The organism is Streptomyces sp. NBC_00104 (genome assembly GCF_045160825.1).
Classification (GTDB): domain Bacteria; phylum Actinomycetota; class Actinomycetes; order Streptomycetales; family Streptomycetaceae; genus Streptomyces.
The window spans coordinates 4370773-4390842 of the sequence record NZ_CP108215.1 but is presented as its reverse complement, the minus strand read 5'-3'; the positions used below and the strand labels follow the sequence as shown (position 1 = coordinate 4390842).

The 20070-nt window shown below is 69.3% G+C and carries 17 protein-coding genes; 15 read left to right on the top strand and 2 right to left on the bottom strand.

Annotated features, from left to right (window positions below; all coding sequences use genetic code 11):
- Positions 1-120: 120 nt before the first annotated feature.
- Positions 121-612, top strand: a complete 492-nt coding sequence (locus tag OG272_RS19255) for an ATP-binding protein (protein WP_327729463.1) — start codon at positions 121-123, stop codon at positions 610-612.
- A 360-nt stretch (positions 613-972) separates the two neighbouring features.
- Here OG272_RS19255 and OG272_RS19250 read toward each other — a convergent pair whose 3' ends face one another.
- On the bottom strand, positions 973-1530 hold the full coding sequence (locus tag OG272_RS19250; RefSeq protein WP_327729464.1) for a hypothetical protein: 558 nt from the start codon (positions 1528-1530) through the stop codon (positions 973-975).
- Between the two features lie 449 nt (positions 1531-1979).
- Between OG272_RS19250 and OG272_RS19245 the strand changes: the two genes are divergently transcribed.
- The 9 genes from OG272_RS19245 (at position 1980) to OG272_RS19205 (ending at position 13699) form a co-directional block, all read left to right on the top strand.
- Positions 1980-3374 carry a serine hydrolase domain-containing protein gene (locus tag OG272_RS19245; RefSeq protein ID WP_326582424.1) on the top strand — a complete coding sequence of 465 codons (1395 nt, stop codon included), beginning with the start codon at positions 1980-1982 and terminating at the stop codon, positions 3372-3374.
- A gap of 235 nt (positions 3375-3609) precedes the next feature.
- Positions 3610-4992, top strand: a complete 1383-nt coding sequence (locus OG272_RS19240) for a nitrate/nitrite transporter (protein ID WP_405894179.1) — start codon at positions 3610-3612, stop codon at positions 4990-4992.
- 201 nt (positions 4993-5193) lie between these two features.
- Positions 5194-6339: a uroporphyrinogen-III synthase gene (locus OG272_RS19235; RefSeq protein WP_326582426.1), complete on the top strand. Its 1146-nt coding sequence runs from the start codon at positions 5194-5196 to the stop codon at positions 6337-6339.
- Between the two features lie 366 nt (positions 6340-6705).
- The gene (locus OG272_RS19230) at positions 6706-7284 is read left to right on the top strand and encodes a CGNR zinc finger domain-containing protein (protein ID WP_405894177.1); all 579 of its coding nucleotides are present in this window, start codon (positions 6706-6708) and stop codon (positions 7282-7284) included.
- Positions 7285-7574: 290 nt separating this feature from the next.
- Entirely contained in the window at positions 7575-8150 is a 576-nt protein-coding gene (locus OG272_RS19225; RefSeq protein WP_013003188.1) for a sigma-70 family RNA polymerase sigma factor, read from the top strand.
- A gap of 29 nt (positions 8151-8179) precedes the next feature.
- Positions 8180-8971: a zf-HC2 domain-containing protein gene (locus tag OG272_RS19220; protein WP_327729468.1), complete on the top strand. Its 792-nt coding sequence runs from the start codon at positions 8180-8182 to the stop codon at positions 8969-8971.
- Positions 8972-9075: 104 nt separating this feature from the next.
- The gene (locus tag OG272_RS19215; RefSeq protein ID WP_327729469.1) at positions 9076-11373 is read left to right on the top strand and encodes a UvrD-helicase domain-containing protein; all 2298 of its coding nucleotides are present in this window, start codon (positions 9076-9078) and stop codon (positions 11371-11373) included.
- Between the two features lie 362 nt (positions 11374-11735).
- A complete protein-coding gene (locus OG272_RS19210) occupies positions 11736-13148 on the top strand; it encodes an NAD-dependent malic enzyme (protein ID WP_326582430.1) in 1413 nt (470 codons plus the stop codon).
- 269 nt (positions 13149-13417) lie between these two features.
- A complete protein-coding gene (locus OG272_RS19205; RefSeq protein ID WP_005486790.1) occupies positions 13418-13699 on the top strand; it encodes an HU family DNA-binding protein in 282 nt (93 codons plus the stop codon).
- A gap of 203 nt (positions 13700-13902) precedes the next feature.
- Here the strand turns inward: OG272_RS19205 and murA are convergent, their stop codons facing one another.
- A complete protein-coding gene (gene murA / locus OG272_RS19200) occupies positions 13903-15249 on the bottom strand; it encodes a UDP-N-acetylglucosamine 1-carboxyvinyltransferase (RefSeq protein ID WP_013003192.1) in 1347 nt (448 codons plus the stop codon).
- 362 nt (positions 15250-15611) lie between these two features.
- On the opposite strand from murA, the gene OG272_RS19195 reads away from it, so the two are divergent.
- The 5 genes from OG272_RS19195 to OG272_RS19175 all read left to right on the top strand — a co-directional run bounded on the left by OG272_RS19195 (position 15612) and on the right by OG272_RS19175 (position 20069).
- Positions 15612-16184 carry a YqgE/AlgH family protein gene (locus OG272_RS19195; protein ID WP_326582431.1) on the top strand — a complete coding sequence of 191 codons (573 nt, stop codon included), beginning with the start codon at positions 15612-15614 and terminating at the stop codon, positions 16182-16184.
- Between the two features lie 153 nt (positions 16185-16337).
- Positions 16338-16628 (top strand): DUF3039 domain-containing protein, encoded by a 291-nt coding sequence (locus OG272_RS19190; protein ID WP_326582432.1) that lies wholly within the window; start codon positions 16338-16340, stop codon positions 16626-16628.
- Positions 16629-16964: 336 nt separating this feature from the next.
- Positions 16965-18266 carry an extracellular solute-binding protein gene (locus OG272_RS19185; protein WP_326582433.1) on the top strand — a complete coding sequence of 434 codons (1302 nt, stop codon included), beginning with the start codon at positions 16965-16967 and terminating at the stop codon, positions 18264-18266.
- Complete coding sequence (locus tag OG272_RS19180; RefSeq protein WP_327729470.1) at positions 18244-19230, top strand: sugar ABC transporter permease; 987 nt, start codon at positions 18244-18246, stop codon at positions 19228-19230. Before OG272_RS19185 ends, OG272_RS19180 begins: the two co-directional genes overlap by 23 nt.
- Entirely contained in the window at positions 19227-20069 is an 843-nt protein-coding gene (locus OG272_RS19175) for a carbohydrate ABC transporter permease (RefSeq protein ID WP_405894172.1), read from the top strand. Before OG272_RS19180 ends, OG272_RS19175 begins: the two co-directional genes overlap by 4 nt.
- Position 20070: the final 1 nt, after the last annotated feature.

Here is a 20070-nt window from a genome sequence, read left to right as displayed (position 1 = left end):
TGGACACGTACCGCCCAACTGGCCCCGCCTGTAAGCCGGAAGCGCACCACCCCAGGCACTGCCACCGCTGAGCCATGGCCGTTGAGCGAGCCCAAGTCCCCTTCCTCCCCGGAGGTGTTCATGGTCACCGTATCCCCGCTCGACTCCCGTTCGCCCGAATGCTGGAAGTACGCCCTGCGCCTGCCCTGTGACCCCCGGGCCGCCCGCATCGCCCGGGTGACCGTACGGGCGATCCTGTCGAGCCACGGCCTCCACGAGATCGTCGACGTCACCGAACTGCTGACCTCGGAGCTGGTCACCAACGCGTACCAGCACACCAAGGGACCCTCCTCCGTGCGCCTGGTCGCCCTCGGTGGCGGGCGTCTGCGGGTCTTCGTCTGGGACGACAGCGCGTACGTCCCCCCTCCGTTCGACGACCCCGATGCCGCGCCGGTCCCACCCTCCCCCTCGACGGACATCGACCACGGCCGAGGCCTCTTCCTCATCCGGCAGTGCGCCGACCGGTGGGGGTGCTGGCCGGTGGAGGGCGGGAGCCTCGGGAGAGGCGGAGGGAAGCTGATGTGGTTCGAGCTGGGCGGGGCGGGGGCGGAGCCCCGATGCGTAGCTGTCTGACCACGGGCCGCGCCGAAATCGCCGTAGGAGGGGCTGTCGGCCAGTACGGTCACGTGTCCGTGCCCCGAGTGCCGTCGCCGCCGCGCCCTCGCTGAGACCCACAAGGCCCGCGGCCAGAAGGAGCCCCAGCACGTCAAGCCCGGCTGAGGGCCTCGAACACCCTGCGGCACGTCGCGGTCGGCGCTCGTCCGCTCCGCCCAGCTCAACCCGGAACCGGCCGCCCGGCTGCCCGCCGTCGAAGCGAGGATCGGCCACCGAGTGATAAGCGTGCACCGGTATTCCCCGGGAGGCAGGAAGGAACGTACCGGGTAGGGCTGATTTTCCGAGGGTTACGCAGTGGATGGAGTTAAGCGATCTATCCTAGATGTCCTCCCACCATTCCCAGTAGCGTTCTACGGGGGCGTAGTGACCCGTCTCCCGGGCATGTTCTTTGGCTTGTTCCCGCAATAGATTTCGGTCCTTGGACGCCTCGGAAACGAATTGGCTTTCATATGCGCACCACACTGCGAAATAGCCAGGAACGTAGTACCGGGGTGGGTGATGCCTCGTCGGCACTCGTCCTGCTTCGCGAGATATCACCGACCCAACTGGTATGGCGACTGGTATGGCGCGCCGACGTCGATTTGCTTCAACAAGTCGTGAGTACGCTTCCGCCTCTGCAGACTGAGGCTTTTTCATGTATAGGCGTACAGGCACTCCATCGCCGTCAGCCTCTGTGCCCTTGAGTACTTCGATGCTTTCGATCATGTCGAGTTCGAGGGGCACCCACTCGACGCGGTCCTCGCTGAATAGAATCCGTTCGTCTTGGTCTGCCGCTTTAGCGATGCCGATGATCGGGGGTTTATCCGCTGCGAATTCATCTCGCCGCAGCGCATAAAGAAAGTCTTGTGGTGAGTATGTGTGCTTCGTGCCACTCATGATTGTCGACCTAGCCTAGGAGGGCTGCTCCGGATTTTCTACCGAAGATGCAGGGGCCCACGTCTCGGCAGGCTGCTTTGGTATGTGAGTCAAACTCTGCCTGTAGTCGCGTGAACGCCGCTTCGTTTCTGGTCGAGGGCTCATTCAAGCCTAGGTCCGGTCAAAAGGTCCTGCAATCGGAGAAACTGCACGCCGCTCACGATCCGGAGCAGTTGTCCTTCTCTCTTCACACGGCGGGCGCTGCTCGCCCGGTGGCAGGACGTCAAGAACACATCCAGCGTCCGTGACGCGCCCCATGGCGCAGGGCGACCCGCGGCCTGCGGGCACCCGAACAGCGTCCCTCCTTGCGAACACTGTTCGCAGTGCGTACAGTGTTCCTCATCGCCGCACAGTGTGCGGCGACGGCCGAACCGAAGCCGAACCACGACCCGCCCCCGAAGGGACAAGCCATGTCGCACACCGCCCGCACCGCCAGCCCCACCCGCACCCCCGACCTCGCCCACTGGCAGCGCCGCCTCGACACCCTCCGCGCCACCCACGACGTCCCCGGCGCGACCCTCGCCTTCCTCGTCGACGGCGAGGTCCACGAGCTGGCGAGCGGGGTGCTGAGCCGGGCGACCGGCGTCGAGGCGACCACGGACTCCGTCTTCCAGCTCGGCTCGATCGCGAAGGTCTACACGGCCGCCCTCGTCATGCAGCTGGTGGAGTCCGGCGAACTCGACCTGGACGTCCCGGTGGTGAAGGTGCTGCCGGAGTTCGCGACGGTCGACCCGGCGGCCACCGAGGTCATCACGCCCCGCATGCTCTTGTCCCACACCAGCGGCCTGACCTGCGACTTCCATATCGACACGGGGCGCGGTGACGACGCGATCGCCAGGTACGTCGAGGCCGCCAAGGGCGTGGCGATGGACTGCCCGCCGGGTACGGCGGTGTCGTACAGCGGGATCGGGTACGTCGTGCTCGGCCGGATCGTCGAGGTGCTGACCGGGCTGACCTGGGACCAGGCGCTGAAGGAGCGGGTGTTCGCGCCGCTCGGGCTGGCGCACACCATGACGCTGCCGGAGGAGGCGCTGCCGTTCCGCGTGGCCATGGGTCACCTGGCGGGGGAGGACGGGACGCAGGTCCCGGCGCCGGCCTGGGACCTGATGCCGCGCGCGGCCGGACCGGGCGCCCGGGTGCTCGCCACCGCAGGTGACGTCGTCCGGTACGCGAAGGCCCACCTCGACGGCGGTGGCGGGATCCTCCGCCCCGAGACCGTGACCGCCATGCGGGCCCGCGAGACCGACGTACCCGACAAGTGGACGGTCAGCGCCGACGGCTGGGGCCTCGGCTGGACCCTGTACGACTGGGACGGTGTTCCGGGCTACGGGCACGACGGGGCCGCGACCGGCCAGTACGCCTTCCTCCGGGTGGTGCCGACCGAGGGCGTCGCCGTCGCGCTGCTCACCAACGGCGGCTCCTCCCGCCTGCTCTACGCCGATCTGCTGCGCGAGCTGATGGCGGAGCTGGCCGGAATCACTATGCCCGCGCCGTTCGCCCCGGCCGCCGAGCCGCCCGCCGTCGACATCACGCCCTGGACCGGTACGTACAAGAGGGAGGGAGTCGTCATCACGATCGGCGAGAGGAACGGCACCCCGCACCTCACCTACGCCTTCGTCGACGGCATGGTCGGCTACTCGCCGGACCTGGAGATGGAGCTCGTCCCCCTGTCGGACACGGTCTTCGCCGGCGCGGGCGGCGGCGCCTCGTTCGCGGAGGACTGGATGCCTGTGGTCTTCGCCACGCTGAGCGACGGCACCCGGTGTGCCTACATTGGCATGCGGGCCGCGCCGAAGGTGGCGTGAGAAGGCCCTGACCCCCTTGCGGGCCTGCGGCGAGTCCCTCGGCGCAGGCCCGATGTGGTGCTCTGTGGCGATTGGCTCACCGATTCCTCACCGGCCGGTCCACGCATCCGTGAGAGCAAAGTTCCTTTCCGGTCACCCGGTGCCACAGGCAGGAAACGCGCTGTCCCTACCTTCGGGACTCATCACCCCTCATCACCCCCTTTGCAGGACCGAGCCGGAGAACCGTGGAGGCGTCATGACAGCCCCTAGCACAGCCCCCGCCGCAAGCAGGGGAGGCCGCTGGATCGAACACTGGGATCCGGAGAACGAGGCCTTCTGGAACGAGACCGGTGAGAAGGTCGCCCGCCGCAACCTCATCTTCTCGGTCCTCTCCGAGCACATCGGCTTCTCCATCTGGACCGTATGGTCGGTGATGGTCCTGTTCATGGGCCCCGAGTACGGGCTCACCCCGGCCGACAAGTTCTTCCTCGTGTCGATGGCCACGCTGGTCGGCGCCATCGTCCGCATCCCGTACACCTTCGCGGTGGCGATCTTCGGCGGACGCAACTGGACGATCGTCTCGGCGAGCCTGCTGCTCGTCCCGACCGTCGCGGCCTTCGTCGTGATGGAGCCGGGGACCTCGTTCAACACGTTCCTGATCTGCGCGATGCTCGCCGGCATCGGCGGCGGCAACTTCGCCTCCTCCATGACGAACATCAACGCCTTCTTCCCGCTGCGGAAGAAGGGCTGGGCGCTCGGTCTCAACGCGGGCGGCGGCAACATCGGTGTCCCGGTCGTGCAGCTCATCGGTCTCGCCGTCATCGGAGCCAGTGGCGGCCCGCGCGTGCTGCTCGGGATCTACATCCCCTTCATCGTCATCGCCGCCGTCCTCGCCGCGGTCTACATGGACAACATCTCGTCTGTGAAGAACGACACCGGTGCCGCGAAGGACGCCGTGAAGGAGGCCCACACCTGGATCATGTCCTTCCTCTACATCGGCACCTTCGGCTCCTTCATCGGCTACAGCTTCGCCTTCGGCCTCGTCCTGCAGACCCAGTTCGGCCGTACGCCCCTGGAGTCCGCCTACGTCACCTTCATCGGCCCCCTGCTCGGCTCGCTGATCCGCCCCCTCGGCGGCGCGCTCGCCGACAAGTACGGCGGCGCCAAGATCACCCTGTGGAACTACGTCGGCATGGCCGCCGCCACCGGGATCATCGTCATCGCCTCCATGCAGAAGTCGCTGCCGCTCTTCACCACCGCGTTCATCGCGCTCTTCGTCCTCACCGGACTCGGCAACGGCTCCACCTTCAAGATGATCCCGGGCATCTTCCAGGCCAAGGCCCTCGCCAAGGGCCTGGAGGGCGAGGAGGCCGCGGCCTACGGACGCCGTCTCTCCGGTGCCTCCATGGGCATCATCGGCGCGGTGGGCGCGCTCGGCGGCCTCGGTATCAACCTGGCCTTCCGCCAGTCCTTCCTCTCGGTCGGCTCCGGCACCGGCGCCTTCGTCGCCTTCCTCGCCTTCTACGGCCTCTGCTTCGCGGTGACCTGGGCCGTATACCTTCGCCGCACGGCTTCGAACACCTCCGCGACGACGGCCACGACGGAGTCGAAGCCGCAGCTCAGCTACGCCGAGGTGTGACATCGCCCATGCGGTGACACGCGTGACGTAACACCAGCGACATCATCCCGAACCGAGCCTGTCACGCACCGTTGACAGGCTCGTTCGGCATGTAGGTGCCCCAGCCAGGTACAACGACTCGAGTGCGGGACGAGAGCCATGTACGACGAACAGCGACCCGAGCGATCAGATCGAGCCGATCGACCAGACAGGACGCATCTGATGGATCGGACAGCGCAGCCGGAACACGGGCCGCTCGCGGGGTTCACCGTGGGGGTCACGGCCGCCCGCCGGGCCGACGAGCTCGGGGCGCTCCTCCAGCGCCGCGGAGCCGTGGTCGTCCACGCCCCCGCGCTGCGCATCGTGCCGCTCGCCGACGACAGCGAGCTGCTCGCCGCGACCAAGGACCTGCTCGACCAGGCGCCCGACATCGTGGTGGCGACGACCGCCATCGGTTTCCGCGGCTGGGTCGAGGCGGCGGACGGCTGGGGCCTGGGCGAGGCCCTTCTGGACCGGCTGCGGGGCGTCGAAGTCCTGGCACGCGGACCGAAGGTGAAGGGCGCGATCCGGGCCGCGGGTCTCACGGAGGAGTGGTCCCCTTCCTCCGAATCGATGGCCGAAGTACTGGACCGTCTGCTGGAGCACGGTGTGGAAGGCCGCCGGGTCGCCATCCAGCTCCACGGCGAACCGCTCCCCGGCTTCGTGGAATCACTGCGCGCCGCGGGAGCGGAGGTCGTGGGCGTGCCCGTCTACCGCTGGATGCCCCCCGAGGACATCACCCCCGTGGACCGTCTCCTCGACTCCGCGGTCTGCCGCGGTCTCGACGCCCTCACCTTCACCAGCGCCCCGGCGGCGGCGTCCCTGCTCTCCCGTGCCGAGGACCGGGGCCTGCTCCCGGAGTTGCTCAACGCCCTCAACCACGACGTCCTCCCCGCCTGCGTCGGCCCGGTGACGGCCCTTCCGCTCCAGGCCCACGGCGTGGACACGGTCCAGCCCGAGCGCTTCCGCCTCGGCCCCCTCGTCCAGCTCCTCTGCCAGGAACTGCCCGGCCGCGCCCGCACGCTGCCCATCGCCGGCCACCGCGTGGAGATCCGCGGCCACGCGGTCCTCGTCGACGGCGCCCTCCGCCCCGTCCCCCCGGCCGGCATGTCCCTGCTGCGCGCGCTCTGTCGCCGGCCGGGCTGGGTCGTCGCCCGCTCCGACCTCCTCAAGGCCCTCCCCGGCGCCGGCCGCGACGAACACGCCGTGGAAACCGCCATGGCCCGCCTCCGCACGGCCCTCGGCACCCCGAAACTGATCCAGACCGTCGTCAAACGCGGCTACCGCCTGGCCCTGGACCCGGCGGCGGACACGAAGTACGACGCGTAGGGGGAGTACGGCGGGTCGTTCGGCCGCGGGCGATTCGTGGTGGAAAAGCACGGGGCGCAGCCCCTGCTTTCTCAGGGGCGCGGGGAACCGCGCGACCAGCCCCCACCGGGCCGGCGGCCGGGGGTCGAAGGGGCGCAGCCCCTCTTCTGAGGGGCGCGGGGAACTGCGGGAGAAGCCCCACCGGGCCCGCAGCCGGGGGTCGAAGGGGCGCAGCCCCTGGGGAGGGACGGGTAGGGGCGGCGGGGGCGAGCAAATCCGCCCGGACACCGAAGGGTTCCAGCCCAGGGTGCGCCCAGGCACTGTAGGGGGTACGTACCCCTGAGGCGCACCCCCACCGGCCGGCGAACCCAAGGCGGTGACAGGCACATGGCACACGCCCCCCGCTTCGACTGCGGCCACCTCTGCCTGGACTTCCTCGCGACCACCCACCCCGAGGAACAACTCGACTCCCCGGACAGCCTGCGCACCTGGATCACCGCCGCCGGCCTGGTCCCCGAGGGCACCCCCCTCGACCACATCGCCCCGCACTGGCTCGTCGGCTTCCGAGAACTCCGCGGACACATCGGCCGGTTGGTCCGCGCCGAACCGGACCGCAAGCCCGACTCCCGCCCCTTCGACATCTCCCTGGCGAGGGTCAACGAACTGGCCCGCGCGGCGACTCCGGCCCCCCGCGCCGTCCGCACCGCCGACGGCACCCTCACCCGCGCCCTGGACCACACCCCGGAGTGCGCGACCCTGCTCGCCCTGATCGCCCGCGACACCGTGGAGCTGCTCACCGACCCGGACGCCTGCGCGAGCCTGCGCCAGTGCGCGGGCGACAACTGCCCCATCGTGTACGTCGACACCTCCCGCGGCCGGCGCCGCCGTTGGTGCTCCAGCGAGATCTGCGGCAACCGCGAACGCGTGGCCCGCCATCGCCGCCGAGCAGGCCTGGCCCGCGCGTAGTTGGGGCGGAAATGCCCATCCGCCCTACCCGGCCCGGCAGTTGGGCAAACGTCTGGTCTCCGTAAAGAAGCAGCAGTGCTGTTTTTCACATCGCGACGCGGGTGTCTTCACAATTCCCGCCCATGCGTGCCGGTTTAAGCGCGGATATGGACACACTTGTCCCCCACTGGCCCCACCTTCCCCGCGTTGAATCGAGAAAGTTGTGGCTCAACTCTGAACACACAACTGATTACCTACGTATCCCGATGTGAGCGACCGACTGGGGGAACCCCCGGACACCGGAGGTAGCCGTGCGCAAGGATTCCGCTGTGGCCGATGAACGCCCGCACAGGGCCCGACATCGCGCATCACAGCCCTCAGAGCCAGACGAGGAGCTGATGCGCGCGCTGTACCGCGAGCACGCTGGACCCTTGCTCGCGTACGTGCTGCGTCTGGTCGCGGGCGACCGCCAGCGTGCCGAGGACGTTGTGCAGGAAACTCTCATCAGGGCCTGGAAGAACGCCGGTCAGCTCAATCGAGCGACCGGATCGGTACGCCCCTGGCTGGTGACGGTCGCACGCCGCATCGTCATCGACGGCCACCGCAGCCGGCAGGCCCGGCCGCAGGAGGTCGACCCGTCGCCGCTGGAGGTCATCCCCGCGGAGGACGAGATCGACAAGGCGTTGTGGCTGATGACACTGTCGGACGCGCTGGACGACCTGACCCCTGCCCACAGGGAGGTCCTGGTCGAGACCTATTTCAAAGGGCGTACGGTCAATGAGGCGGCCGAGACGCTTGGCATCCCCAGTGGCACCGTCCGCTCCCGGGTGTTCTACGCCCTGCGGTCGATGAAGCTGGCTCTAGAGGAGCGCGGGGTGACGGCATGAGCAACATCTACGGGGGGTATGGACCGGGAATGCCCGGGTCTGTGCAAGGAGCCCAAGGTTCCGGCGACAACATCCATGAAACCGTCGGCGCTTACGCCCTCGGGATACTGGACGACGCCGAAGCCACCCAGTTCGAGATGCATCTCGCCACGTGCGAGTGGTGCGGTCAGCAGCTGGACGAGCTGGCCGGTATGGAACCGATGCTGGCCGCGCTCGCGGACCTGCCCGCCGCCCAGGGCACACCGGCGATCGGCGAGTCCCTGTCCGCGAAACCGACCACGGGACTCGCGGACCGACTGGTCGGCGAGGTCGTCCAGCACCGCGCGAAGAAGAGCCGACGGAACTTCTTCATGCTGGCGGCCGGCGTCGCCCTGATCGTCGGCGGCCCGACGGCGGTGTTCGCGACGACGGGCGGCGGGGACGAGGCGTCACAGAACGCCAATGTGCTCTCCAGCCCGGCCAAGGATTCCTTCATGCACATGAAGGCCAAGGACAAGGTCTCGGGGACCGACGCGTCCACCCAGGTCAGCGCCACGGTCGGCATGGAGTCCAAGGCCTGGGGCACGCACGCGGTCCTGGAGCTGAAGAACGTCAAGGGTCCGGAGAAGTGCTCGCTGATCGCCGTCGGCAAGAACGGCGAGCGCGAGACGGTCACCTCCTGGTCCGTCCCGGAATGGGGCTACGGCATCAAGAACGCCAAGACCGAGCAGGCCAAGAACCCGCTCTACGTCCACGGCGGAGCCGCCTTCACCCCTGACGAGATCGACCACTTCGAGGTCCTGACCTTCAGCGGGAAGAAGCTCGTCTCGGTCAAGGCGTGACGGATTGAGACAAGCGGCGAACGGACCCCGGTCGGGCACATAGCCTGTCGGGGTCCTTTTCGCGTACGGTAGACGGCTGCCCAGCACGTCAGAAGGGGGCCCGGGTGGCCGCTCAGGTTCAGCAGGAAACGCTCGACTCCGCTCACGACTCGGTGCGTGAGAAGGAGATCGGCGTCGAACAGGAACATCTGGACCGGGTGTACCGGCGTCTCGAGGAGAAGATTCACGAGGCCGAGTTCCTGATGAACGACGCGGCCAAGCGCGGTCAGGTCGGCACCCCGGGTGCGCTCGCCGAGAGGGACGCCCAGGTCTTCCGCGCCGGCGTCCATCTGAACCGCCTGAACAACGAGTTCGAGGACTTCCTCTTCGGCCGTATCGACCTGCTGCTCGGCAGGGACGGCAAGAAGGGCCCGGACGGCGCGTACACCGCCGTCGAACCGGCCGAGGGCGCGGTCCGCCCCGACAACACCGCCGACATCGCCGAGACCCTCCACATCGGCCGCATCGGTGTCCTGGACTCGGAGTACGCGCCGCTGGTCATCGACTGGCGGGCCCCGGCGGCCGCCCCCTTCTACCGCTCGACCCCGGTCGACCCCGGCCGCGTCGTACGCCGCCGGGTCATCCGCTCCAAGGGCCGCAAGGTGCTCGGAGTCGAGGACGACCTCATGCGCCCCGAGTTGAAGGCCTCCCTCGACGGCGGTGAGCTGGCCGTCATCGGCGACGGCGCCCTCATGGCCGCCCTCGGCCAGGCCCGCAGCCACACCATGCGCGACATCGTGGCCTCCATCCAGGCCGAACAGGACCTGGTGATCCGGGCCCCCGCCGCCTCCGTGACGTACGTCGAGGGGGGCCCGGGCACGGGCAAGACGGCCGTCGCCCTGCACCGCGCCGCGTACCTCCTCTACCAGGACCGGCGCCGGTACGCGGGCGGCATCCTGATCGTCTCCCCGACCCCGCTGCTGGTCGCGTACACCGAGGGCGTCCTGCCCTCCCTCGGCGAGGAGGGCCAGGTCGCCATCCGCGCGATCGGTTCGCTGGTCGACGGCGCCGAGGCCACGCTGTACGACTCCCCGGCCGTGGCCCGCGCCAAGGGCTCGTACCGCATGCTCAAGGTGCTGCGGAAGGCCGCCCGGGGCGCGCTGGAGTCGAGCGACGCGCCCACCCGCCTCCGCGTCGTCGCCTTCGGCCGCCGTCTGGAACTGGAGGCCCCCGAACTGGACCGCGTCCGCCACAACGCGCTCGGCGGCACGGCTCCCGTCAATCTCCTGCGCCCCCGCGCCCGCAAGCTGCTCCTGGACGCCCTGTGGGCCCGGTCGGGTGCGGCCGGCCGCCACACCGACCCCGAACTGGCCGCCGAGCTGCGCTCCTCCTTCGACGAGGACATCGCGAGCGAGGACGACTTCATCGCCTTCCTCGACGCCTGGTGGCCCGAGCTGACCCCGCGCGGGGTGCTGGCCGCCATGGCCGACGAGCGCCGCCTCGGCCGCTGGGCCCGGCGCATCCTCAATCCGAGCGAGGTCCGCCGGGTCGCCCGCTCCCTGAAGCGGGACGGCCTCTCGGTCCACGACATCGCCGTGCTCGACGAACTCCAGGCGATCCTCGGTCTCCCGGCCCGCCCGAGGAAGAAACGCGAGCTCGACCCCCTGGACCAGCTCACGGGCCTGGACGAGCTGATGCCCGTACGCGAGGAGACCCAGCGGGAGCGGGCCGAGCGGCTGGCGCAGGAGCGGACCGAGTACGCGCACGTCATCGTCGACGAGGCGCAGGACCTGACGCCGATGCAGTGGCGGATGGTGGGCCGCCGCGGCCGCCATGCCACCTGGACGGTCGTGGGAGACCCCGCCCAGTCGTCGTGGTCCGACCCGGACGAGGCGGCCGAGGCCCGCGACGAGGCCCTGGGCACCCGCCCCCGCCGCCGCTTCACCCTGACGGTCAACTACCGCAACCCGGCCGAGATCGCCGAACTGGCGGCGAAGGTGCTGGCGCTGGCGATGCCCGGCTCGCAATCCCCCTCGGCGGTCCGCTCCACGGGCGTCGAGCCCCGCTTCGTCACGGCCGCACGGGAATCCCTGTCCCGCACGGTCCGCGCGGAGGCCGCCCGCCTGCTGGACCTCGTCGACGGCACGGTCGGTGTCGTCGTCGCCATGAACCGCCGCGACGAGGCCGCCCGCTGGCTGGCCGGCCTCGGCGACCGCGTCGTCGCCCTCGGCAGCCTGGAGGCGAAGGGCCTGGAGTACGACGCGACGGTGGTGGTCTCACCGGCGGAGATCGCCGACGAGAGCCCCGCGGGGCTGCGTGTGCTGTACGTCGCACTCACCCGGGCGACCCAACAGCTGACCCTGGTGTCGGGGGAGCGGGACGAGCCGGACGCCCGGGGCGTCCCCGACCTGCTGCGCGACTGAAGGCGCCAGTTCCCCGCGCCCCCGCCTTTCGGGGGCGCGGGGAACTGGCGCCCCAAAAACAACTCCCGTACGGGAATGGCCTTACGGGATCTGTTTGTTAGCCTGGGTACGGCACCGGCTCGATCCAAGCCCCCGGGCCCAACCTTCGTCGCTTAGAGCGACCACTTGCCGCGAGGCGAGCATGGCGGGTCGGTGCCACTGAACGTAAGAAGAGGTCCACGTCGAATGTGACGTGGACCTCTTCTTGTTGAGAACAAAACGTTCGCAACCCCGGACGGCTAACGCCTACCCGGCGGTAGGTGCGACGATCGGACCGCAAAACGAGGCAAACGCAGTAGCAGCGAAAGCAGAGGAAGTCGGCCATGGCAACGGCGCCCAGCGTCTCCTACTCGATGACGGTCCGGCTGGAGGTGCCCGCGAGCGGAACCGCGGTCTCCCAGCTCACCGGAGCCGTCGAGTCCCACGGAGGCTCGGTGACCGGCCTCGACGTGACCGCATCCGGCCACGAGAAGCTCCGCATCGACGTCACCATCGCCGCCACCTCCACCGCGCACGCCGACGAGATCGTCGAGCAGCTGCGCCACATCGAGGGTGTGACGCTCGGCAAGGTCTCCGACCGTACGTTCCTGATGCACCTCGGCGGCAAGATCGAGATGGCGTCGAAGCACCCCATCCGCAACCGTGACGACCTCTCGATGATCTACACGCCGGGTGTGGCCCGCGTCTGCATGGCGATCGCCGAGAACCCCGAGGACGCCCGCCGCCTCACCATCAAGCGCAACTCCGTTGCGGTCGTGACGGACGGCTCCGCCGTGCTGGGCCTGGGCAACATCGGCCCCATGGCCGCGCTGCCCGTCATGGAGGGCAAGGCGGCCCTCTTCAAGCGATTCGCCGGCATCGACGCCTGGCCGATCTGCCTGGACACCCAGGACACCGACGCGATCGTCGAGATCGTCAAGGCCATCGCCCCCGGCTTCGCGGGCATCAACCTGGAGGACATCTCCGCGCCCCGCTGCTTCGAGATCGAGGCCCGCCTGCGCGAGGCCCTCGACATCCCCGTCTTCCACGACGACCAGCACGGCACGGCGATCGTCGTCCTCGCCGCCCTGACGAACGCACTTCGCGTCGCGGGCAAGGCGATCGGGGACATCCGTGTCGTCATGTCGGGCGCCGGCGCGGCCGGTACGGCCATCCTTAAGCTACTCATCGCCGCCGGGGTGAAGAACGCCGTCGTGGCCGACATCCACGGTGTCGTGCACTGCGACCGCGCCGACCTGGTCGACGCCGCCGCGGACTCGCCGCTGCGCTGGATCGCCGACAACACCAACCCCGAGGGCCTCACGGGCACGCTCAAGGAGGCCGTGCGCGGCGCCGACGTCTTCATCGGCGTCTCCGCCCCCAACGTCCTCGACGGCGACGACGTGGCCGCCATGGCCGACGACGCGATTGTGTTCGCGCTCGCGAACCCCGACCCCGAGGTCGACCCCGCGGTCGCCCGGCAGACGGCGGCCGTCGTGGCCACCGGCCGCTCCGACTTCCCGAACCAGATCAACAACGTGCTGGTCTTCCCGGGTGTCTTCCGCGGTCTCCTCGACGCCCAGTCCCGGACCGTCAACACGGAGATGATGCTCGCCGCGGCGACCGCCCTCGCCGACGTCGTCACCGAGGACGAGCTGAACGCGAACTACATCATCCCGAGCGTCTTCAACGACAAGGTCGCGGGCGCGGTCGCCGGCGCGGTGCGCGAGGCCGCCAAAGCGGCGGCGTCGGCCTGAGCCCTCGCTGTGACGGTGGCCACGGCCCCGTGCCATCGGCGCGTCGCGGGGCCGGAGGGCTTGTGCCGCCCTTTAGTGTGGCGGCCAAGCTCAGGCCTGCCACGACTCCCAAGGGTGTTCATGTGACTCCCAGGGGTGTTCGTGTGACTCCCAGGGGTGCTGGATTGGCTTTCCCGCCGCAGGTGAGTGCAGGATGCGTTTCTGGGCGCGAGGGTCTGACGACGGACCCGGGTCCGCCTCAACGGCAAGAAGAACACGGGAGTAACAACATGAACCGCAGTGAGCTGGTGGCCGCGCTGGCCGACCGTGCCGAGGTGACCCGCAAGGACGCCGACGCCGTGCTGGCCGCGTTCGCCGAGGTCGTCGGCGACATCGTCGCCAAGGGCGACGAGAAGGTCACCATCCCCGGCTTCCTGACCTTCGAGCGCACCCACCGTGCCGCTCGCACCGCTCGTAACCCGCAGACCGGCGACCCGATCCAGATCCCGGCCGGCTACAGCGTGAAGGTCTCCGCGGGCAGCAAGCTCAAGGAAGCCGCGAAGGGCAAGTAGCCTTGCCATCTGTCCTTCATGGGACGGTGTGGCGCGCGTAGAACGCCTGATGGGGGCGGCACCTGGTTTCAGGTGCCGCCCCCATCGACGTGGGGACGAGCGCGGTGACGAAGCTGCGGGCCGTCCGTGGCTGGTCGCGCAGTTCCCCGCGCTCCTGAGAAGCAGGGGCTGCGCCCCGTGCTTCTCAGGAGTCGGCCCTGGCCCTAGCCGAGGGCCTTCCCCGGCAGCTCGACCTTGGCTCCCAGCTCCATGAGCTTCTCCATGAAGTTCTCGTAGCCGCGGTTGATGAGCTCGATGCCGTGGACCCGGGAGGTGCCCTGGGCGGCGAGCGCGGCGATCAGGTAGGAGAAGCCGCCGCGGAGGTCGGGGATGACCAGGTCGGCGCCCTGGAGGCGGGTGGGGCCGGAGACGACGGCGGAGTGCAGGAAGTTGCGCTGGCCGAAGCGGCAGTTCGAGCCGCCGAGGCACTCGCGGTAGAGCTGGATGTGCGCGCCCATCTGGTTCAGCGCCGAGGTGAAGCCCAGCCGGGACTCGTAGACCGTCTCATGGACGATCGAGAGGCCGGTGGCCTGCGTCAGGGCGACGACCAGGGGCTGCTGCCAGTCGGTCTGGAAGCCGGGGTGGACGTCCGTCTCCAGCGCGATCGACTTCAGCTGGCCGCCGGGGTGCCAGAAGCGGATGCCCTCGTCGTCGATCTCGAAGGCACCGCCCACCTTCCGGTAGGTGTTCAGGAACGTCATCATCGAGCGCTGCTGGGCGCCCCGGATGTAGATGTCGCCTTCGGTCGCCAGCGCGGCGGACGCCCAGGAGGCGGCCTCCAGGCGGTCCGGGAGCGCCTTGTGGTTGTAGCCGCCGAGCGAGTCCACACCGGTGATGCGGATCGTGCGGTCGGTGTCCATCGCGATGATCGCGCCCATCTTCTGCAGAACGCAGATGAGGTCCTCGATCTCCGGCTCGATCGCCGCGTTCGCGAGCTCGGTCACGCCCTCCGCGAGGACCGCGGTCAGCAGCACCTGCTCCGTCGCGCCGACGGACGGGTACGGCAGCTGGATCTTCGTACCGCGCAGCCGCCGCGGCGCCTCCAGATACTGTCCGTCCTCCCGCTTCTCGATCTTCGCGCCGAACTGCCGCAGCACCTCGAAGTGGAAGTCGATCGGCCGGCCGCCGATGTCGCAGCCGCCGAGACCGGGGATGAAGGCATGGCCGAGCCGGTGCAGCAGCGGGCCGCAGAACAGGATCGGGATGCGCGACGAGCCCGCGTGGGCGTCGATGTCGGCGACGTTCGCGCTCTCCACGTTCGTCGGGTCCATCACCAGCTCGCCCGGCTCGTCACCCGGGCGGACCGTTACGCCGTGCAGCTGCAGCAGCCCGCGCACGACCCGCACATCGCGGATGTCGGGCACGTTGCGCAGCCGGCTCGGACCGCTGCCGAGCAGCGCGGCGACCATGGCCTTGGGTACGAGGTTCTTCGCACCGCGGACACGGATCTCGCCACTGAGCGGGGTGCCGCCGTGTACAAGCAGTACGTCGTCAGAGCCGTTGACGGTCATGGATCTCGCGTTCCGTGGAGTTGGGCAGAGGCTTTCCGGCGTGGGCCGGCCGACGGACCCGTGGTGCGGGGGCCGGCGAGGCGCGAGCCGGAGAGCTAGCGTAATCGCCGCCCACCCCCCTTCCGTAAGCCCCAGGAGTTCTCAGCCACGTCATGGGTTTGCCACAACACGAACCGTTCACCACCGGCCACACGGGGTCACCACCCCGGCTGTGCGCGGGGTTCGCGCCGGTGCGCCCGCCCGTCTCCCACCACCGCCCCGACGAGGGCCCTACGGGCCACTGGCCTGGATTCATGTCCGCATTCACACCGCTACCGGCATTGCCTCCCCGGATGAGGGCGGGATGCGGGATCATGTCTGGCATGACCGAGGTGTCCTCGCTCACAGGGCGGCTGCTCGTGGCCACGCCCGCCCTGGCGGACCCGAACTTCGACCGCGCTGTCGTGCTGCTCCTCGACCACGACGAGAAGGGCTCCCTCGGCGTGGTCCTCAACCGGCCCACCCCGGTGGGCGTCGGCGACATCCTGGAGGGCTGGGCGGAACTCGCCGGCGAACCCGGGGTCGTCTTCCAGGGCGGCCCGGTGTCGCTGGACTCCGCGCTCGGCATCGCGGTGATACCCGGCGGCGGCTCCGTGGACCGGGCCCCGCTCGGCTGGCGGCGCGTGCACGGCGCGATCGGCCTCGTCGACCTGGAGGCCCCGCCGGAACTGCTGGCCTCCGCGCTCGGCTCGCTGCGCATCTTCGCCGGGTACGCGGGGTGGGGGCCCGGCCAGTTGGAGGACGAACTGGCGGAGGGGGCCTGGTACGTCGTCGAGTCCGAACCCGGCGACGTCTCCTCGCCCTGCCCGGAGAGACTCTGGCGCGAGGTCCTGCGCCGTCAGCGCAACGAACTCGCGATGGTGGCCACGTACCCGGACGACCCTTCGCTCAACTGAGGCGGAACAGGCGCGACGGCCATGCCCCGCGCTCGCGCCGCGACCGCCCGCGCCGACTGGCCGGGGCCGGCGCGAACACGGCGTCACCGCCGGTGGTGTCCGTTGTGCAAGCCAGGGACCCACAGTCCCCGGCGTTTGATTACCCTTGGCGTCATGAGCACTCTTGAGCCCGAGCGCGGTACTGGTACGGGGACCCTCGTCGAGCCGACGCCGCAGACGTCGCACGGCGACGGTGACCACGAGCGCTTCGCCCACTACGTCCAGAAGGACAAGATCATGGCGAGCGCCCTCGACGGCACGCCCGTCGTGGCGTTGTGCGGCAAGGTGTGGGTCCCGGGCCGTGACCCGAAGAAGTACCCCGTGTGCCCCATGTGCAAGGAGATCTTCGAGTCCCTCGGTGCCGGTGGCGGCGACCAGGGCGGCAAGGGCGACGGCAAGCAGTAGCCGGAGGTCCGGGCGTACCGCCGGGTGCGGTGCGCCGGGTCGTTCGGGGGCGGCCGCGGTGCCTGCGGTGCGGGTGCCGCGGTTCTGTCATGCCTGGGGGCGGTCGGCGCGGGGAGTGCCGGCCGCCGTTCGTTTTCGGCCGTTGATCACCGAACTCCCCCATTCCCCGCCCCGCGCGGCCATCGTTGCGTTGCACGGAGTGCGTCTGCTGGTCACAAGGTGGTTGAGACCTCTTGTGGGCGTTGTCATGTACTCCCTAGCCTCCGAGGTGTTGTAGAGAGCAAAACGCTCGTTGCACATGCTGCAACGCTCCGCTCCCCCCTCGGAGGATGCTCCATGAAACTCGCCGCCCGACTCGTCGCGCCCGTAGCGGCCCTGGCCCTCGCCGGGCTGACCGCCTGTGCCCCCCAGACCTCCGACAACTCCTCCTCCGGGGAGGACAAGACGACCGGCACGCTCCGTGTCTGGCTCTTCCAGGAGGTGAGCAACGAGCCGAAGCAGAAGGTCGTCGACGAGGTGGTCTCCGCCTTCGAGAAGGCGCACGACGGCGCGAAGGTGAAGGTCGAGTACATCCCCGTCGAGACCCGCGCCCAGCGCATCAAGGCCGCTTTCAACGACCCGAAGAGCGCCCCGGACCTCATGGAGTTCGGCAACACGGACACGGCCGGCTATGTGAAGGACGGCGGACTGGCCGACGTCACCACGGAGTTCAACGAGTGGTCCGAGTCCAAGGACTCCGACCCGACCGCCAGGACGTCCGTGACGGTCGACGGCAGGATCTACGGGGCGCCCTTCTTCGTGGGCGTGCGCGCGCTGTACTACCGCACCGACGTCTTCGAGGAACTCGGTCTCCAGGCCCCGAAGTCCCTGGACGAGCTGACCGCCACCGCGAAGAAGATCCGCGCCGCCGAGCCCGACCTGTACGGGCTCGTCGTCGGCGGCGCCTACACCTACGGCGCGATGCCCTTCGTCTGGGCCAACGGCGGTGAGATAGCCGAGGGCAAGGGCGGCTCGTACGCCTCCACCATCGACAGCCCGGCCGCCCGGAAGGGCATCGAGGCGTACACCTCGCTGTTCGGCGACGACAACTGCCCCGCCGCCAAGTGCGCGAGCATGGGCGGCAACGACACCGTCACCGCGTTCGCCGCGGGCAAGGCGGGCATGGCGATCGGCGGCGACTTCAGCCACGCGGCCGTGGAGGCCGGCAAGGTCAAGGGCAAGTACGCGGTCGTCCCGCTGCCAGGTGTGAAGTCCGGTTCCGTGGCCCCGGCGTTCGCGGGCGGCAACAACGTCGGCGTCCTGAAGAGCACCACGCACCGCACCCTCGCCGTCGACCTGATGAAGCGGCTGGCGTCCAAGAAGACGCAGGGCGAACTCTTCGACGCGATGGGCTTCCTGCCGACGTACACCGACGTCCGCGCCGAGGCGGCCAAGGAGGAGCCGTTCATCGAGCCGTTCGTGACGACGCTGTCGTCCGGGACGAAGTTCGTGCCCGCCTCGCCGGCGTGGGCGCAGATCGACGCGTCGCTGGTGCTGCCGACGATGTTCCAGGAGGTCGTCAGCGGCAAGAAGGACGTGGCTGAGGCGTCGAAGGACGCGGCGAAGCAGATGAACGATGCGTTCAGCTCCGCTGGTTGAGCGGGGGGCGCCCAGTGGGGTGGGGGGTGGGGAGCGTGGGCGGCTGCGGGTGAGTGGGGGCTGGTCGCGCAGTTCCCCGCGCCCCTTGCGGGGCGGTGGCTGGACCCCTTGGCTCTATCTCGCCCCCGCGCTCGTCGTCCTCGGTGGGCTGCTCGTCTATCCCGTCTACCAGCTCGGCCTGATCTCGCTCCTCGAATACACCCAGGCCCAGGTCAGCGGCGGCGAACCGACCTCCTTCCAGGGCCTCGGGAACTACGCCGAACTGTTCGGCGATCCCGAGTTCTGGCAGGTCCTGCTGACCACGGTCGTCTTCGCGTCGGCCTGTGTGGTCTCCACGCTCGCCGTCGGGTGCGCGCTCGCCGTGCTGCTGACACGAGTACGGGCCGTGCCCCGTCTCGCGCTGATGCTGGCCGCGCTCGGCGCGTGGGCGACCCCCGCGATCACCGGCTCCACGGTGTGGCTGCTGCTGTTCGACCCCGACTTCGGCCCGGTCAACCGGATCCTCGGGCTCGGCGACCACTCCTGGACGTACGGGCGTTACAGCGCCTTCTTCCTCGTCCTGCTCGAAGTGGTGTGGTGCTCCTTCCCGTTCGTGATGGTGACCGTCTACGCGGGCATCCGCTCCGTACCCTCCGAGGTCCTGGAGGCCGCGGCCCTGGACGGTGCCTCGCAGTGGCGGATCTGGCGTTCGGTCCTCGCGCCGATGCTCCGCCCGATCCTCGTCGTCGTCACCATTCAGTCGATCATCTGGGACTTCAAGGTCTTCACCCAGATCTATGTGATGACGGGCGGCGGCGGTATCGCGGGCCAGAACCTCGTACTGAACGTGTACGCCTACCAGAAGGCCTTCGCGTCCTCCCAGTACAGCCTCGGTTCGGCGATCGGCGTGGTGATGCTGGTGATTCTGCTGGCGGTCACCCTGGTGTATTTGCGACTGCTGCGCAGGCAAGGGGAGGAGCTGTGAATTCGTCGGGTTTCGTACGGCGGCCCTGGCGGCTCGCGGCGGAGGCGTCGGCCCTGGTCATCGCGGTCGTGGTGGCGTTCCCGCTCTACTGGATGATGTTGAGCGCCTTCAAGCCGGCGGGTGAGATCGAGTCGACCGAGCCACGGCCCTGGACCCTCGCACCGACCCTGGATTCCTTCCGACGGGTCTTCGGGCAGCAGGAATTCGGCCGCTACTTCGTCAACAGCCTTGTCGTCGCCTGCACGGTGGTGGTCGTCTCCGCGCTCATCGCGTTTCTCGCGGCGACGGCGGTCACCCGATTCCGCTTCCGATTCCGGACCACCCTGCTGATCATGTTCCTGGTGGCACAGACGGTGCCCGTGGAGGCGCTGACCATCCCCCTCTTCTTCCAGATGCGGGACCTCGGCCAACTCAACACGCTGGGCGCGCTGATCCTGCCCCACATCGCCTTCTCCCTGCCGTTCGCGATCTGGATGCTGCGTGGCTTCGTGAAGGCCGTACCGGAGGCGCTGGAGGAGGCGGCGCACCTCGACGGGGCGAGCCGTTCCCGATTCCTCTGGCAGATCCTCTTCCCGCTCGTCTTCCCGGGGCTGGTGGCCACCAGCGTCTTCTCCTTCATCTCCACCTGGAACGACTTCCTGTTCGCCAAGTCGTTCATCATCAGCGACACCTCCCAGTCGACCCTGCCGATGGCCCTCCTGGTGTTCTACAAGCCCGAGGAGCCGGACTGGGGCGGCGTGATGGCGGCGTCCACGGTGATGACCATTCCGGTGCTGATCTTCTTCGTACTCGTACAGCGGCGGCTGGTCTCCGGACTGGGCGGCGCGGTCAAGGACTGAC

Bases quoted from the DNA above. Each gene is read 5' to 3' on its own strand.
- OG272_RS19210 (WP_326582430.1), top strand. From the start codon at position 11,736: ATGGCAACGGCGCCCAGCGTCTCCTACTCGATGACGGTCCGGCTGGAG.
- OG272_RS19220 (WP_327729468.1), top strand. From the start codon at position 8,180: ATGCCCGGGTCTGTGCAAGGAGCCCAAGGTTCCGGCGACAACATCCAT.
- OG272_RS19250 (WP_327729464.1), bottom strand. From the start codon at position 1,530: ATGAGTGGCACGAAGCACACATACTCACCACAAGACTTTCTTTATGCG.
- OG272_RS19195 (WP_326582431.1), top strand. From the start codon at position 15,612: ATGACCGAGGTGTCCTCGCTCACAGGGCGGCTGCTCGTGGCCACGCCC.
- OG272_RS19245 (WP_326582424.1), top strand. From the start codon at position 1,980: ATGTCGCACACCGCCCGCACCGCCAGCCCCACCCGCACCCCCGACCTC.
- OG272_RS19255 (WP_327729463.1), top strand. From the start codon at position 121: ATGGTCACCGTATCCCCGCTCGACTCCCGTTCGCCCGAATGCTGGAAG.
- OG272_RS19185 (WP_326582433.1), top strand. From the start codon at position 16,965: ATGAAACTCGCCGCCCGACTCGTCGCGCCCGTAGCGGCCCTGGCCCTC.
- OG272_RS19235 (WP_326582426.1), top strand. From the start codon at position 5,194: ATGGATCGGACAGCGCAGCCGGAACACGGGCCGCTCGCGGGGTTCACC.
- OG272_RS19190 (WP_326582432.1), top strand. From the start codon at position 16,338: ATGAGCACTCTTGAGCCCGAGCGCGGTACTGGTACGGGGACCCTCGTC.
- OG272_RS19205 (WP_005486790.1), top strand. From the start codon at position 13,418: ATGAACCGCAGTGAGCTGGTGGCCGCGCTGGCCGACCGTGCCGAGGTG.
- OG272_RS19240 (WP_405894179.1), top strand. From the start codon at position 3,610: ATGACAGCCCCTAGCACAGCCCCCGCCGCAAGCAGGGGAGGCCGCTGG.
- OG272_RS19180 (WP_327729470.1), top strand. From the start codon at position 18,244: ATGCGTTCAGCTCCGCTGGTTGAGCGGGGGGCGCCCAGTGGGGTGGGG.
- murA (WP_013003192.1), bottom strand. From the start codon at position 15,249: ATGACCGTCAACGGCTCTGACGACGTACTGCTTGTACACGGCGGCACC.
- OG272_RS19230 (WP_405894177.1), top strand. From the start codon at position 6,706: ATGGCACACGCCCCCCGCTTCGACTGCGGCCACCTCTGCCTGGACTTC.